Source organism: Pseudomonas citronellolis (assembly GCF_900112375.1).
Lineage (GTDB): Bacteria > Pseudomonadota > Gammaproteobacteria > Pseudomonadales > Pseudomonadaceae > Pseudomonas > Pseudomonas citronellolis.
Window position 1 is genome coordinate 25,007 of sequence record NZ_FOLS01000050.1, and the last position, 14,175, is coordinate 39,181.

Consider the following 14,175-nt stretch of genomic DNA (forward strand, 5'->3'; position numbering starts at 1 on the left):
GATAATCCAATTCTTATCAGAATGCTTACCTTGCGTAAACCGAAGAGAAGGGCTCTAGCATCGACTCTTCGGGCGTGCGCAGGAATGGCTCTCAGCCTAGCCCAGGGTTCCTGTTCCTACCTATGTCCCGCTATTCCGTACACCCGCTCCCCTACCGGGAAGATCCGACGGCGCGCTTCGCCCGCATCGCCCAGGCGCCCGGCGCCGTGCTGCTGGACGCCGGCAGGCCTGGCGCCGACCGTGGACGCTATGACCTTATGAGCGCCTGGCCATTGGCAGAACTGGCGCCAAGTGCCGACGAATCGGCCAAGGCGTTCTTCGCCCGCCTGCGCACGGCGCTGCAGAGCCTCGGACAGGCCGACGCGGGGGAAATTCCGGACCTGCCATTCGTCGGCGGAATGATCGGCTATCTGAGCTACGACCTGGGACGGCGCATCGAACGCCTGCCGCAGCACAGCCGGGACGACCTCGGCCTGCCCGATGCGCGGGTCGGCCTGTACGCCTGGGCGCTGGTCACCGACCACCAGCGTGGCACCAGCCAGCTGGTGTTCCACCCGCGCCTGGAAGCCGCCGAGCGCCAGCGCCTGCTGGCGCTGTTCGAGGCCGACGCGCCGGCGCCGGCGCTGCCGCCCTTCCGCCTGCATGCCGGCTTCCGGCCGGACCTGAGCCGCGAGCAGTACCGCCAGGCCCTGGAGCGGGTGCAAGGCTACATCCTCGCCGGCGACTGCTACCAGGTGAACTACACCCAGCGCTTCCGCGCGCCCTGCAGCGGCTCGCCCTGGCTGGCCTACCTGGCCCTGCGCGAGGCCTGCCCGACGCCCTTCGCCGGCTACCTGGGCCTGGGCGACGGCGCCATCCTCAGCCTGTCGCCCGAGCGCTTCATCCGCATGCACCGGCGCCAGGTGGAGACGCGCCCGATCAAGGGCACCCGCCCGCGCGGCCGCACACCCGCGGAGGACGCGGCCAATGCCGAGGAACTGCTGGCCAGCCCCAAGGACCGCGCCGAGAACCTGATGATCGTCGACCTGCTGCGCAACGACCTGGGGCGCAGCTGCACGCCCGGCACGGTGCGGGTGCCGGAACTGTTCGCGCTGGAGAGCTACCCCAACGTGCACCATCTGGTCAGCAGCGTGACCGGCGAGCTGGCCGCCGACAAGGACGCCCTCGACCTGTTGCTGGGCAGCTTCCCCGGCGGCTCCATCACCGGCGCACCCAAGGTCCGCGCCATGCAGATCATCGACGAGCTGGAGCCGAGCCGCCGCGGCATCTATTGCGGCAGCCTGTTCTACCTGGACGTGCGCGGCGAGCTGGACAGCTCCATCACCATCCGCACCCTGCTGGTGAAGGACGGCCAGGCCAGTTGCTGGGGCGGCGGCGGGATAGTCGCCGATTCGGACTGGGAGGCGGAATACGCGGAGTCGCTGACCAAGGTGGACGTGCTGCTGCGCACCCTGGAACGCCTCGGCGACTGAGCGCAGCGCCGCGCAGAGCGCTACGCCGTCGCCCGCCTCGGCAGGGCCACCCGCACCCGCAGCCCGCCCAGTTCGCTGCCCTCCAGCGCCAGGCTGCCGCCGCAGGCCTCGGCGATGTCGCGGGCGATGCCCAGGCCCAGGCCGTGGCCGGCCACCTGCTCGTCCAGGCGGGTGCCGCGTTCGAGCACGCTGTCGCGCAGTTCCTCGGCGATGCCCGGGCCGTCGTCGTCCACCAGCAGGCGGTAGCCGTCCTCACCCTTCTCCACCTGTAAGCGCACCTCACTGGCCGCCCACTTGCAGGCGTTGTCCAGCAGGTTGCCGAGCAGTTCCAGCAGGTCCTCGCGGTCGAACGGCAGGCGCAGGCCGGGCTCGGCCTGGCAGCTGATGCGCAGGTGCTCGCCGTGGATCAGCTGGAGCATCTCGCGCAGGCTGGGCAGCTCGGCGTCGCAATCGAAATGCGCGCCGGGCAGCGCCTCGCCCACCAGGCGCGCGCGGCCCAGTTCGCGGGCCAGGCGTTGGTCGATCTGCTCCAGCTGCTCCTGCAGCACCCGCTTCAGCTCGGGGTGCTGCCGCAGTTCCTCGCGCTCGGCCAGGCTGATCAGCACCGCCAGCGGCGTCTTCAGCGCATGGCCAAGGTTGCCCAGGGCGTTGCGCGAGCGGCGCAGGGTTTCCTCGGTGTGCTGCAGCAGGTGGTTGACCTGCTCCACCAGCGGCTCCAGCTCCTGCGGCACCTGGGTGTCCAGCTGGCTGCGCTGGCCGTCCTGCAATTGGGCGATCTGCTGGCGCACCCGCTCCAGCGGGCGCAGCGCGCGGCGCACCGTCAGGCGCTGGAAGAACAGGATCAGCAGCAGCGCCAGCGCCCCGGCGCCCAGGCCGATGTTGCGCAGGCGGTTGAAGCTCTTGAGGATCGGCGTGTAGTCCTGCGCCACGCTGATCTGCAGGCTGCGGCCGTAGCGCTTGTAGTCGCCGCGGAAGACCAGCAGGCGCTGGCCTTCCGGGCCCTTGGCCAGGCCCTCGCGCAGGCCCGGGTGGCCCGGCACCTTCAGCTCGTGGTCCCACAGCGAGCGCGAGCGCCAGTCGGTCTGTTCGAAGTGGATCTGGAAGTAGCGCCCGGAGAACAGCCGCTCGTAGGCGCCGTCAATACGCTGCGGGTCCAGCTGCAGACCGGCCGGGCCGCGGATGATCGCCACCAGCAGGCTTTCCGCCTCGTCCTGCAGACCGCTGGCCAGGTAGCGGCGCAGGCCCTGGTCGTAGAACCAGAGCCCGGCCTGGGCCAGCGCCAGGCCGACCACCAGCAGCACCGCGGCAAGGCCGAAGCCCAGGCGCCGCTGGATCGAGATCAAGCCGCGCCCCCGCTGCTGCCGGCGAAGCGGTAGCCCTGGCCGCGGCGGGTTTCGATGATCTCGCGGCCGAGCTTGCGGCGCAGGTGGTTGATGTGCACCTCGATGACGTTGGAGTCGCGCTCGGTCTCGCCGTCGTAGAGGTGCTCGGCCAGGTGCGACTTGGACAGCAGCTGGCCCGGGTGCAGCATGAAGTAGCGCAGCAGGCGGAACTCGGCGGAAGTCAGGTCGACCTCGCGGCCATCCTGCTGCACACACTGGCGCGCCTCGTCCAGGCGCAGGCCGCCGGCCTCCAGCTGGGCCTGGTTGGCCACGCCGTGGGCGCGGCGCAGCAGGGCCTGGATGCGCAGGAAGAGTTCTTCGGGGTGGAAGGGCTTGGTCAGGTAGTCGTCGGCGCCGGCCTTCAGCCCGTCGATGCGCTCGGCCCAGGAACCGCGCGCGGTGAGGATCAGCACCGGGGTGGCCAGGCCCAGGCCGCGCCATTCGCGCAGCACGTCCAGGCCGGGGCGGCCCGGCAGGCCGAGGTCGAGGATGATCAGGTCGTAGGGCTCGCTGGCCCCCTGCACCGCGGCGTCGCGACCGTCGGCCAGCCAGTCCACGGCGTAGCCCTGGCGGCTCAGCCCGGCCAGCAGTTCGTCGGCGAGGGGGACGTGGTCCTCCACCAGCAGCAGACGCATCAGTCGTCTTCCTTATCCTTGAGGATGCGCCCGTCACGGGCATCCAGTTCCAGTTCGCGGACCACGCCGCCGGCGGTGAGCAGCTCGATCTCGTAGATGTAGGTGTCGTGCTCCTTCTCCAGCTCCGCCTCGAGCAGGCGCGAGCCGGGGTAGCGCTGCAGCGCCGCCGGCAGTATCGACTCGAAGGGGCGGATCACCCCTTCGCGGGTCAGGCGCAGGGCCTCGTCCTGGCTGAGGTCGTGGGCCAGCGCCGGCCCGGCGACGCACAGGGCGGCGAGCAGGGCGTAACGCAGAGGATAGGTCATCAGTGGTCCTGGCGGTCCTTGAGCACTTCACCGCTCACCGCGTCCAGCTCGACATCCCACTTCACCCCCTGGGCGTCCTTGATGTCGACCTTGTACAGGTAGCGGCCGTGTTCCAGTTCGAGCTCGCTATCGTACACGGTTCCGCCGGCGTGCTTGGCCAGCGCGGCCTGGTTCAGGCGCTGGAAGTCCTGGATGGTGCCGGCGTCGCGCAGGCGCAGGGCCTCGTCGGGGCCGATGTCGTGGGCCAGCGCCAGGCTGGAGGCGCCGAAAAGAGCGGTGGCGGCGATCAGACGGGTGAGGGTTTGCATGGGAAGGCTCCTGCGAATGGCCAATGCTCGCAGGCTATCGAAAGGCCATTAACTCAAGCTGAATGGATGCAGGACGGATCATTCACCGGATGAAGGATGCTGCCTAGGAAAATACAGCGCTTATAATCGCCGGCTCGCCAGAGAGTGCCCCCATGACCGCCATCCACATCAAGTCCCCCGCCCTCACCGTCAAGGCCGGCGCCCGCGCCCTGCGGCGCATCCGCGAACGCGGCCTGAGCCCCGCCGACGTCGGCATCCTGCCCGGCGCCGCCGGCGGGCCGAAGGCGCTGGGCATCCAGGGGCTGGACCTGGCGCTGTTCGGCGAATGGCTGCCGCGCGCGCCGCGCGAGCGCTCGCTGATCGGCGCCTCGATCGGCTCCTGGCGCTTCGCCAGCGCCTGCCTGCCGGACGCCGCCGCCGGCATCCGCCGCCTGGGCGAGCTGTACACGCAGCAGCGCTTCTCGCGCAACGCGGACATAGCCGAGGTCTCCGCCAGTTGCACGCGGATGCTCGACGACCTGCTCGCCGGGCAGGACGCCAGCGTGCTGGCCAACCCGCACTACCGCCTCAACGTGGTGGTGGTGAAGAGCCACGGGCGCCTGGCCGACGACGGCAAGCGCACGCTCGGGCTGGGCCTGGGCGCGGTGATCCGCGACAACCTGCTCGGCCGCCGCCACCTGCACCGCCACTTCGAACGGGTGATCCTCCACGACGCGCGCCTGGCACCGCCGCTGGCGCCGCTGCGGGACTTCCCCTCGCGCTGCCTGCCGCTGGACGTCGGCAACCTGCGCCACGCGCTGCTCGCCTCCGGCTCCATCCCCATGGTCATGCAGGGCGTGCGCGACATCCCCGGCGCCGGCCCGGGCACCTACCGCGACGGCGGCCTGCTCGACTACCACCTGGACCTGCCCTACGAAACCGACGGCGTGGTGCTCTACCCGCACTTCACCGACAAGGTCATCCCCGGCTGGTTCGACAAGGGCCTGCCCTGGCGCCGCGGCGACGCCACCCGCCTGCAGGACGTGCTGCTGCTGGCGCCGTCGCGCGAATACCTGGCGCGCCTGCCGCACAACAAGCTGCCGGACCGCCAGGACTTCAAGCGCTACCTGGGCGACGACGCCGGCCGCGAGCGTTACTGGAACAAGGCGATGGACGAGAGCCGGCGGATGGGCGACGAGTTCCTCGAACTGGTCGACGGCGGGCGCCTGGGGGAAAGGTTGGTGCCGTTGTAGGCGCATAACGCCTACGGCGTTATCCGCCGCTTGGCCTTGGCCATAATCCCACTCGTTGCCGGGCACGGAGCCGCCATCAAAGCCGCGCCAGGTTCAGCCATGCAGGGGCCGGCGAGGAAGGTGTAGCGGCGGATAACCGCGAACGGTTATTCGCCCTACGTCCATGGTGAGCTTGGCGTAGGGCGCATAACGCCTACGGCGTTATCCGCCGTTTGACCTTAGCCATAATCCCGCTCGTTGCCGAGCACGGAGCCGCCATCAAAGCCGCGCCAGGCTCAACAGGGAAGCACGTACGTAGGAGCGGACTCCGTCCGCGATGGGCCGAGCCCGCACACCACGCCCCACAGATGAATCCCCTACCCCGGCTGCCCATCCACCCGGGCCTTCCACAACATCGGCCCGTAGTACCCGGCGAAGATCAGGAACGCCAGCGACCAGCACAGCGCCGCCAGCAGCAAGCCACCCAGCGGCAGCCACCAGACCACCACCACCCGAGCCAGCACTCCCAGGTTGAGCAGGGCGAAGCCCCAGGCCATCGCCTTCGGCGGCTGCAGCGCGCGGCCGGTATGGCCGAGGCTGACGCGGGCGATCATCGCCAGGATCAGCCCGCCGACGCCGCCCACGGTCAGCGCGTGCAGCGGCAGGCTGGAGGGCAGCGCCGCGCCGGCCGCGGAAGCCGCCAGGCCGAACAGCGCGAGGGTCATCCAGGCATAGGCCAGGTGCAGCGACCACAGCAGCGGCACGCTCCACAGGTCGCGGTCGTACCAGCGCACCAGGCGCACCAGGTGGCCCAGGCCGAGCAGGCCGAAGAGCAGCGCCAGCAACGGCCCCGGTTGCAGCGCCGGGCCGGTGGCGCTGAGCACCGCGAGCAGCGCGCCACCCAGCAGCAGCGCCCAGTCCAGCCACGGCCAGGCCGGCACCTGAGCGGTACGTCCCAGGCCGCGCTGGGTGAAGAAGGGAATCACCCGCCCGCCGATCAGGCTCATCAGCGCCACCACCAGCCACAGCGCAGCCAGAACGCCGCCACGCTGCCAGGCCTCGTTGCCCAGCGCCTGTCCAGCCATGACCAGGGCGTCGGCCAGGGTCAGCAGGACCAGCACCATCAGCACCGGGTAATTGCGCGTCTGCCGCACCTGGTAGAGGCTGCGGCCGACGAACCAGGCCAGGGCCGGCGGGAAGGCCAGCTCCAGCACCGTGGCCAGCCACCAGGGCGCGCCCAGCAGCCAGGCCAGCCGTGCCGCCAGCCAGAGCAGCGCCAGGTTGCGCAGCGGCGCACCGCTAAGACCGGGACGCCCGGTCCAGGTCTGCACCGCGGTGAGCAGGAAGCCGGCGATGATCGCCAGGGCGAAGCCGAACACCATCTCGTGGCGGTGCCAGCCCAGCCAGCCGCCCAGCGGCTGCCACGCGGGCAGCCAGCCGGCCAGCGCGGCGAGCCAGAGGAATATGGCGAGCGCCGCGAACAGCGCCCCACCGAGGAAGAAAGGACGGAAACCCAGCCGCCACAGCGGCGGAATCGCCAGCAGAACCTTGCGATCAACCAACAGCACAACAGACCTCCCAGCCCGGTTGGCGCATCTGCCGCTGGGCGATCAGGCGCAGCACGTAGCCCAGCTTGATGGCGGTCGGCCCAAGGACGGTCAGGGCGTGGGCGGCCACCAGTTGCGGCAGGTTGAGAAAGGCGTCGATGAAATAGGCGCCGAAGATGCCTCCCAGCAGCATAGCGGCCCCCGCGCTGAGCAGGGCGTTGGAATGGCTGAGATTGCGTTGCGGACAGGAGAAGAAGCCTTTCATCACACACCTCCGGTAGTTCGGGGTGGCCGGCCCGCATGGGCCGGCCGGTCTAGCCTCAGGCCTCCAGCGCGCTGGCGGGGCCGAAGAACTCGTAGTGGCACTGCTTTTCCGGCACGCCCAACTCGCGCAGGAGGCGCTTCACCTGGGCCATGAACGGCTTGGGCCCGAGGAAGTAGGCGTCCAGGTCGCGCTGCTCCGGCAGCCAGTTGCTCAGCAGCTGCTGGCTGATGAAGCCCTCGGCATCGGCCTGGTCCTGCTCACGCGGCTCGCTGTAGCAGAAGAAGTGCAGCAGCGTCGGGTGCTTGCGCGCCTGGTTCTCGATGAACTCGCGGAAGGCGTGCACGCCGCCGTGGCGCGCGCAGTGGATGAAGTGCACCACGCGGCCGGCGTCCAGCGCCTGCTGCAGCATGGCCAGCGACGGGGTGATGCCGACGCCCGCGGTGATCAGCGCCAGCGGCTTGTCGCTGTCGCCCAGAACGAAGTCCCCGGCCGGCGGGAACAGGTCGATCTCGTCGCCTTCCCGGAGCTGGTCGTGCAGGTAGTTGGAAACCCTGCCCTCGGGCTCGCGCTTGACGCTGATGCGGTACTCGCGGCCGTTGGCCGGGGCCGACAGCGAATAGTTGCGGCGCACTTCCTCGCCATCCAGGTCCAGGCGCAGGCCGATGTACTGGCCCGGCTCGAAGTCCAGCAGCGCGCCGCCGTCCACCGGTTGCAGGTAGAAGGAGGTGATTTCCTCGCTCTCGGCCACCTTGCGCGCCACGCGGAAGCGCCGCGCGCCGCGCCAGCCACCCTCTTCGGCGGCATTGCGGGCGTATACCGACTCCTCGGCGCCGATCAGGATGTCGGCCAGTTGCTGATAGGCGGCGGCCCAGGCGGCGATCACTTCATCGGTGGCGATCTCCTCGCCCAGCACTTCGCGGATGGCGCGCAGCAGGCAGGCGCCGACGATAGGATAATGTTCCGGCAGAATCTGCAGCGACACGTGCTTGTTGACGATCTGCCCCACCAGCGGGCCGAGGCGCTCCAGTTCGTCGATGTGGCGGGCGTACATCAGCACGCCGTTGGCCAGGGCCCGTTGCTGGTCGCCGGAGGCCTGGTGGGCCTGGTTGAAGAGCGGACGCACCTGCGGATACTCGGTCAGCATCAGCTGGTAGAAGTGCCGGGTCAGGGCTTCGCCACCGGTTTCCAGCAGCGGGACGGTCGCCTTGATCAGGGTGCGTTGTTCGTTGGACAGCATGCGGATCTCCTTGGAACGCAAGACAGGGTGGGAACTGCCTGTAATCCTTCAGAAAACGTGCCAAGGCCGGCGGCCAGTATTCGCGGGACTTCCGCGGCGACAGAAGTCATAATGACCAGCAATCATTCGAGTCATACCGACTACATAGAGGTCAGAATGACCAGCAACCCCTTGCTTGCCACCCTGCTCCCCCTGGTCGACGACCTGTCCCGCGAACTGCCCGACGAAGAACGCTACCGCCGCCTGCTCGAAGCCCTGCGCGAACTGCTGCCCTGCGACGCCAGCGCCCTGCTGCGCCTGGAAGGCGAGCAACTGGTGCCCCTGGCGGTGGACGGGCTGAGCCCGGACACCCTCGGCCGCCGTTTCAAGATCGCCGAACACCCGCGCCTGCAGGCCCTGCTGGAACGCCCCGGCCCCACCCTGTTCGACGCCAACTGCGGCCTGCCCGACCCCTACGACGGCCTGGTGGAAGGCGTACACTTGGAAGTACACGACTGCATGGGCTGCCCGCTGTACCTCGACGAGCAGCCCTGGGGCCTGCTGACCCTCGACGCCCTCGAGCCCGGACGTTTCTCCAGCGGCGACCTGGACAACCTGCAGGCCTTCGCCAGCCTGGCAGCGGCCACGGTGAAGGCCAGCCAGCGCATGCTCGACCTGGCCCTGCGCGCCGAGCACGAACAGCAGCGCGCCGACGCCTACCAGCGCGCCGCCGGCGAGGCCCCGCGCGAACTGGTCGGGCAGAGCCCGGCGCACCGCCAACTGGTGGACGAAATCAAGCTGGTGGCCGGCAGCGACCTCAGCGTGCTGGTCACCGGCGAGACCGGCGTGGGCAAGGAACTGGTGGCCCAGGCCATCCACCAGCGCTCGCTGCGCCACGCCCAGCCGATGATCAGCCTGAACTGCGCGGCGCTGCCGGAAACCCTGGTGGAGAGCGAACTCTTCGGCCACGTGCGCGGCGCCTTCTCCGGCGCCGTGGGCGAGCGCCGCGGCAAGTTCGAACTGGCCGACGGCGGCACCCTGTTCCTCGACGAAGTGGGCGAGCTGCCGATGGCGATCCAGGCCAAGTTGCTGCGCGTGCTACAGAGCGGCCAACTGCAGCGCCTGGGCTCGGACCGCGAGCACCGCGTGGACGTGCGCCTGATCGCCGCCACCAACCGCGACCTGGCCGCGGAAGTGCGCGCCGGGCGCTTCCGCGCCGACCTCTACCACCGCCTGAGCGTCTACCCGCTGCGGGTGCCGCCGCTGCGCGAGCGCGGCAACGACATCCTGCTGCTGGCCGGCTACTTCCTCGAACAGAACCGCCCGCGCCTGGGCCTGCGTAGCCTGCGCCTGAGCGCCGAGGCCCAGGCCGCCCTGCTCGGCTACCCCTGGCCGGGCAACGTGCGCGAACTGGAACACCTGATCGGCCGCGCCTCGCTCAAGGCCCTGGCCTCAAGCCCCGAACGCCCGCGCATCCTCACCCTGGAGCTCGACGACCTCGGCCTCGAACAGGGCCTGCACCTGCCGGAAACCGGCAAGTCCGCCCCCGCCCGCGAGCTGCCCAAACCCGGCATCGAACTGCGCACCGCGCTGGATGACTTCCAGCGCCAGCTGATCGCCGCCAGCCTGCAACGCCACACCGGCAACTGGGCGGCCGTGGCCCGCGAACTGGGGGTGGACCGGGCCAACCTGAACCGCCTGGCCAGGCGCCTGGACCTCAAGTGAGCCGGGCCTGGGCTATCTTTGCAGACGCATAGCCCATGCCCCGGAGAAGCCTTCATGCGCCACCTGTTCGTCGCCCTGCTCGGCCTCGCCCTGGCCGGCTGCATCTCGCCCAACCAGGGCCGGCCGCTGAACTTCGGCGAGTTCCCCAGCGCCGAGTACCAGGCGCTGGCGGTCCACGGCAACGGCAGGATCGACGGCCGCGCCTTCCTCAAGACCCGCGCCGGCACCCTGAAGCCGGCGGCCGGCAAGGACGTGGCGCTGATCCCGGCGACGCGCTACATGGCGCCGCTGTACAAGGCCTACCAGGAGCGGCGGCCGCTAGGCGAGCCCGACGCTCGGGCGAAGATCTACACCCGCACGGTGCGCGCCGACGCCGAGGGCCGTTTCAGCTTCGCCCAGGTGCCGGCGGGGCGCTATTACCTGAGCTGCGAAGTGACCTGGGAAACCACCGGCGCCAATGGCCCGACCACGGTGGGCGCGGCCGTCATGGCGCCCTTGACGCTGCGCGAGGGCGAGGAAGTCCAGGTCGAGTTGACGCGCTGAGCCGCCGACGGGGTGTGCCCGGCCGGCCGGCAAAGTGGGTACAATGGGCGGTTGCAATTGCCCACTGATGATCTGAAGGCCACCTCTTGGAACTGTTCAAGGAATTCACTTTCGAGTCCGCCCACCGCCTGCCCCACGTCCCGGAGGGCCACAAGTGCGGCCGCCTGCACGGCCATTCGTTCCGCGTGGCGCTGTACATCGAGGGCGAGGTCGACCCGCATACCGGCTGGATCCGCGATTTCTCCGAGATCAAGCAGATCTTCAAGCCGATCTACGAACAGCTCGACCACAACTACCTGAACGACATCCCCGGCCTGGAAAACCCCACAAGCGAGAACCTCTCGCGCTGGATCTGGCAGCAGGTCAAGCCGCTGCTGCCGGAGCTGTCGCGGGTGCGGGTGCATGAGACCTGCACCAGTGGGTGTGAGTATCGCGGGGACTGATGCTGTGTAGCGCGCTGCTTCTCGTAGGAGCGAGCTTGCTCGCGAAGGGTGTTTGCCGGTAGCGATGGTGCTGGGTTCAAGAGCGCCCTCTCCCCAACCCTCTCCCTGAAGGGAGAGGGGGCTGTTCGGAGTGGGCGGAAAATCTGGAGTCATCCTGATACTCCTCACCCCACCTCGTCATTCCCGCGAACGCGGGAACCCAGAGACTTTTGCGTTGGGCTCGGTGTACCGCGCCGCTCCGAGTGCTCGGATGTCTCTTGTTTCGCCCCCTCGGGCGAGTCCCTTTTGTCAAACGCCACAAAAGGAACCAAAAAGGCTTGCCCCAACATACGGGCCCGATAAAGCCGGGCTACCCTCACGAACTCCCCCGCCACGGAGGCCCGCCCCGAGGGTACGTCCCTGTAGCCCGCGGGGCTCTCGCGACATCCATGTCGCATGACCTCCTGAGCGCGGGTTTCGCTCGGCCTTCTGAAGGGGCGTTCCGGTGCGCTCGGATATCCCTCTGGAAGTCCAAGAGCAAGGGCGGGCACTGCTCTTCGTAGGAGCGAGCTTGCTCGCGAACCCCGCAGTCACTGGGTTATTCCCCTTCGGGCCAGCGCAAGCGCTGTTCGCGATGGAGCCGCGTCCCGCGTTCGCGGGAATGACGGGTTTAGGTTGGGTACGACGGGCCAAAGCTCGCAAACGAAGCCACAGCCCCTCCCAAATGAAAAATGCCGTTTCTCCCAGACAGAGAAACGGCATTCTTTCTTAAGCGAACAGCGTTACGCACTCAGGCGGGGCTTTTTCATAGGCAAACCTCAACGCGCCGCGCTACGCCCGCCCTTCTTCTTGCCACCAAGCAGATGCGAGAACACCGCATGCAGGTCGCCCGAGGCGCTGTCGCCTTCCAGGTTCAGCTTGTCGTCGATGTGCGCCATGTGGTGCATCATCAGGGTCACGGCCTTTTCCTTCTCGCCCTTCTCGATGGCGTCGAGGATTTCGTTGTGCTCGTCGAACGAGCAGTGCGAGCGGCCGCCCGCCTCGTACTGGGCGATGATCAGCGAGGTCTGCGACACCAGGCTGCGCTGGAAGCTGACCAGCGGGGCGTTCCTGGCCATTTCCGCCAACTTCAGATGAAACTCGCCGGACAGGCGGATGCCCGCGCCACGGTCGCCGCGGGCGAAGCTGGCCTGTTCCTGCACCACCATCTCGCGCAGCTCGGCCAGGGTCTCGGCGCTGGCGTTGTCCACCGCCAACTCGGTGATGGCGCGCTCGACGGTGCGCCGGGCGAAGAGGATCTGCCGGGCCTCGTCGATGCTCGGGCTGGCCACCACCGCGCCGCGGTTGGGGCGCAGCAGCACCACCTGCTCGTGAGCCAGGCGCGACAGGGCGCGGCGGATGATGGTGCGGCTGACGCCGAAGATTTCGCCCAGGGCCTCTTCGCTCAGCTTGGTGCCCGGCGCCAGACGCTGTTCGAGGATGGCGTCGAAGATGTGCGCGTAGACGATCTCGTCCTGCGTGCCGGTACGGCTCTTGCCGTTGCGCGCCGGCTTCTTGATCTGTTGCAGCGGGTCGGTCATGGATCCTCAACCTTGTTGGGCGGACCGGCGGCCTGGGCAATCCGCTACCAGGTACGCGGGCGCGACGAAATGATGGCCACCAGTGTACACAAAATGCCCAGCACCGCGCACCCGGCGTATCCCCCTTGCCATGCGGCATTCAGCCGTCCCCTCTGTACAAATTCCGCGCAATGACTGAACGAATCTTCCGATGAATTGTTTGGAAGAAGGCGGGAGATAGGTACGAAACATTATTTGATTTTTTTGTATACAACCTCATAATCGCCGGCGTGACTTCCTGACTCGCAAGTCAAGAACACACCCTCAAGCCTTCCGCCGAGCCAGGGACGCAGGTGAACCAGCCGACGGCAAGGACCAACAACAAGAGCGTTGAGGAGTACCCGCTGTGGAAAGCACCAAACAAGAACAACAAACCGCTGTCGCTTCCAGCCCACCCGCCACCGGCCTGCTCGAACGCCTGTTCAAGCTCAGCCAGCACGGCACCACGGTGAAGACGGAACTGGCCGCCGGCCTGACCACCTTCATCACCATGGCCTACATCATCTTCGTCAACCCCAACATCATGGCCGACGCCGGGGTCAACCACGGGGCGGCCTTCGTCGCCACCTGCCTGGCCGCCGCCCTGGGTTGCTTCCTGATGGGCCTGTACGCCAACTGGCCGGTGGGCCTGGCGCCAGGCATGGGCCTCAACGCCTTCTTCACCTACACCGTGGTCAAGACCATGAACTACAGCTGGGAGATCGCCCTGGGTGCGGTGTTCATCTCCGGCGTGCTGTTCATGGTGCTGACCTTCTCGCGCATCCGCGAATGGCTGCTCAACAGCATTCCGCCGAGCCTGCGCTTCGCCATGGGCGCGGGGGTCGGGCTGTTCCTCGGGCTGATCGGCCTGAAGACCGCCGGCATCGTGGTCGCCAGCCCCGCCACCCTGGTGCACCTGGGCGACCTGACCAAGCCCGGCCCTCTGCTGGCGGCGATCTGCTTCCTGATGATCGCCGTGCTGGAATACCGCCGGGTGTTCGGCGGCATCCTCATCAGCATCCTCACCGTCACCGTGGCCGGCATCGCCCTGGGCCTGGTGCAGTTCGGCGGAGTGTTCTCGATGCCGCCGAGCCTGGCGCCGACCTTCCTGGCCATGGACATCGCCGGCGCCTTCAACGTGACCATGATCAGCGTGATCCTGGCCTTCCTCTTCGTGCACATGTTCGACACCGCCGGCACCCTGATGGGCGTGGCCCAGCGCGCCCACCTGGTGCGCGAGGACGGCCGCATCGAAAACCTGTCCAAGGCGATGAAGGCCGACAGCACCTCCAGCGTGGTCGGCGCCGTGCTCGGCGTGCCGCCGGTGACCAGCTATGTGGAAAGCGCCGCGGGCGTGGCCGCCGGCGGCCGCACCGGGCTGACCGCGGTGACCGTCGGCGCGCTGTTCGTCGCCGCCATGTTCTTCGCCCCGCTGGCCGGGATGATCCCCGCCTACGCCACCGCCGGCGCGCTGATCTACGTGGCCATGCTGATGATGGGCGGCCTGGCGCACATCGATTGGCAGGAACACACCGAGACCATCCCG

General features: G+C 68.6%; 14 protein-coding genes. 6 read left to right on the plus strand and 8 right to left on the minus strand.

Going from position 1 to position 14,175, the window contains the following annotated elements; genetic code table 11:
* Positions 1–122: 122 nt before the first annotated feature.
* On the plus strand, positions 123–1,472 hold the full coding sequence (gene pabB, locus BM060_RS30485) for an aminodeoxychorismate synthase component I (protein WP_074986051.1): 1,350 nt from the start codon (positions 123–125) through the stop codon (positions 1,470–1,472).
* A 20-nt stretch (positions 1,473–1,492) separates the two neighbouring features.
* Here pabB and BM060_RS30490 read toward each other — a convergent pair whose 3' ends face one another.
* From BM060_RS30490 to BM060_RS30505, 4 genes are read right to left on the minus strand one after another with little or no spacing between them, the layout of a single operon-like run.
* On the minus strand, positions 1,493–2,815 hold the full coding sequence (locus BM060_RS30490) for a sensor histidine kinase (RefSeq protein WP_074986058.1): 1,323 nt from the start codon (positions 2,813–2,815) through the stop codon (positions 1,493–1,495).
* Positions 2,812–3,489 carry a response regulator transcription factor gene (locus BM060_RS30495; protein ID WP_009618700.1) on the minus strand — a complete coding sequence of 226 codons (678 nt, stop codon included), beginning with the start codon at positions 3,487–3,489 and terminating at the stop codon, positions 2,812–2,814. The genes BM060_RS30490 and BM060_RS30495 overlap by 4 nt, the downstream gene beginning before the upstream one ends.
* Positions 3,489–3,794, minus strand: a complete 306-nt coding sequence (locus BM060_RS30500) for a PepSY domain-containing protein (protein ID WP_074986060.1) — start codon at positions 3,792–3,794, stop codon at positions 3,489–3,491. Before BM060_RS30500 ends, BM060_RS30495 begins: the two co-directional genes overlap by 1 nt.
* Entirely contained in the window at positions 3,794–4,102 is a 309-nt protein-coding gene (locus tag BM060_RS30505) for a PepSY domain-containing protein (protein ID WP_009618698.1), read from the minus strand. Before BM060_RS30505 ends, BM060_RS30500 begins: the two co-directional genes overlap by 1 nt.
* 152 nt (positions 4,103–4,254) lie before the next feature.
* Between BM060_RS30505 and BM060_RS30510 the strand changes: the two genes are divergently transcribed.
* Positions 4,255–5,334, plus strand: coding sequence for a patatin-like phospholipase family protein (locus tag BM060_RS30510; protein ID WP_074986068.1), 1,080 nt, complete (start codon positions 4,255–4,257; stop codon positions 5,332–5,334).
* 356 nt (positions 5,335–5,690) lie between these two features.
* Here BM060_RS30510 and BM060_RS30515 read toward each other — a convergent pair whose 3' ends face one another.
* The 3 genes from BM060_RS30515 to hmpA are packed head-to-tail and all read right to left on the minus strand — an operon-like array spanning position 5,691 to position 8,362.
* Positions 5,691–6,881 carry an NnrS family protein gene (locus BM060_RS30515; protein ID WP_074986070.1) on the minus strand — a complete coding sequence of 397 codons (1,191 nt, stop codon included), beginning with the start codon at positions 6,879–6,881 and terminating at the stop codon, positions 5,691–5,693.
* Positions 6,868–7,125 carry a transmembrane sensor/regulator PpyR gene (locus BM060_RS30520; RefSeq protein ID WP_074986072.1) on the minus strand — a complete coding sequence of 86 codons (258 nt, stop codon included), beginning with the start codon at positions 7,123–7,125 and terminating at the stop codon, positions 6,868–6,870. Before BM060_RS30520 ends, BM060_RS30515 begins: the two co-directional genes overlap by 14 nt.
* A 55-nt stretch (positions 7,126–7,180) precedes the next feature.
* The gene (gene hmpA / locus BM060_RS30525; protein ID WP_074986074.1) at positions 7,181–8,362 is read right to left on the minus strand and encodes an NO-inducible flavohemoprotein; all 1,182 of its coding nucleotides are present in this window, start codon (positions 8,360–8,362) and stop codon (positions 7,181–7,183) included.
* 156 nt (positions 8,363–8,518) lie between these two features.
* On the opposite strand from hmpA, the gene norR reads away from it, so the two are divergent.
* From norR to queD, 3 genes are all read left to right on the plus strand, one after another.
* Entirely contained in the window at positions 8,519–10,066 is a 1,548-nt protein-coding gene (gene norR / locus BM060_RS30530; RefSeq protein WP_074986076.1) for a nitric oxide reductase transcriptional regulator NorR, read from the plus strand.
* Positions 10,067–10,120: 54 nt separating this feature from the next.
* Complete coding sequence (locus BM060_RS30535; protein ID WP_061562152.1) at positions 10,121–10,609, plus strand: carboxypeptidase-like regulatory domain-containing protein; 489 nt, start codon at positions 10,121–10,123, stop codon at positions 10,607–10,609.
* A gap of 86 nt (positions 10,610–10,695) precedes the next feature.
* A complete protein-coding gene (gene queD / locus BM060_RS30540) occupies positions 10,696–11,052 on the plus strand; it encodes a 6-carboxytetrahydropterin synthase QueD (RefSeq protein WP_009618684.1) in 357 nt (118 codons plus the stop codon).
* 797 nt (positions 11,053–11,849) lie between these two features.
* Here queD and BM060_RS30545 read toward each other — a convergent pair.
* Positions 11,850–12,611, minus strand: coding sequence for a GntR family transcriptional regulator (locus tag BM060_RS30545; RefSeq protein WP_074986078.1), 762 nt, complete (start codon positions 12,609–12,611; stop codon positions 11,850–11,852).
* A gap of 385 nt (positions 12,612–12,996) precedes the next feature.
* On the opposite strand from BM060_RS30545, the gene BM060_RS30550 reads away from it, so the two are divergent.
* A partial coding sequence (locus tag BM060_RS30550; RefSeq protein WP_074986080.1) for an NCS2 family permease occupies positions 12,997–14,175 on the plus strand: 1,179 nt, incomplete at its 3' end.